The 815-nt window shown below is 61.2% G+C and carries 2 pseudogenes; one reads left to right on the top strand and one right to left on the bottom strand.

Going from position 1 to position 815, the window contains the following annotated elements:
• Positions 1-104 (bottom strand): annotated as a pseudogene (locus EXE44_RS21580) (dihydroxyacetone kinase); the annotation flags it as partial.
• Between the two features lie 388 nt (positions 105-492).
• On the opposite strand from EXE44_RS21580, the pseudogene EXE44_RS22240 reads away from it, so the two are divergent.
• Positions 493-815, top strand: a pseudogene (locus EXE44_RS22240) (alkaline phosphatase); the annotation flags it as partial.

The following is an 815-nucleotide window of genomic DNA, read 5'->3' as shown; positions in this document are numbered from 1 at the left end:
ACCTGCGTGTCCGGCAGCCGCCGCAGGCGGTCGGGATGCGCCGCGGTCATCCCGTCGAGCATCTCGTCGACGACGTCGTCCGGATCGTTGATCAGCTTCTTCATGATCGTTGGTAACATCTCGTCCGGACCGGTTAAACGTAGTGGCACCCCCCCGGAGTCGTCGCCGCTTTCTCCCGAGGGTCGTCACGCCTGACATCGGGGTCAGCACACAGCCACGTTGAGCGGGAGGGTATGGAACAGACGGACAACGTCGAACGAACGCGGACCGACGCTGCCGGCGAGTCGCAAACGGACGACCTCTGGGGTTCGCCGGCTTTGACATCCTCGCCGCGCTAAAGCGCGGGGCTTTCGCCTCGAATTTTCCGTATCACCGGCCGTGGATTTTCACGGAGCATTTTCGGCTGAATACTAATTACGGATATAGAGCAGTCATGAGCCGGACGTTGCTCACTTACTAAATATTAAACGAAACGCCACTGAGCGTGGTCGTGTGAAACGCGACTATTCCAGGCGGGCAGTACTCGGTACTACAGGTGGCCTGTCGTTGACTGCTCTGGTCGGAACTCGAGCGTTTCAACGGGGCCCGCCGGAGAGAGACGAGGACTCTCACAATGACGTCGAGGGAGTCAGTCTCCGGCGTGTAGGGCGCTATGAGACGGGCGAGTTTGACGGGGGCGCAGAGATCGTCGCCTACGACGCATCACGGTCCCGGCTGTTTGTTGTGAACTCTGGCGCCGGGCAGATCGAAGTGCTCGATGTCACGGACCCCGCTGCGCCGGAGCAGGCCGCCGTTCTTGACGCCGCTGCGGATGT

The organism is Halorubrum sp. SS7, assembly GCF_005435055.1.
GTDB classification, from domain to species: domain Archaea; phylum Halobacteriota; class Halobacteria; order Halobacteriales; family Haloferacaceae; genus Halorubrum; species Halorubrum salinarum.
This window is presented reverse-complemented; position numbering and strand designations above follow the sequence as displayed.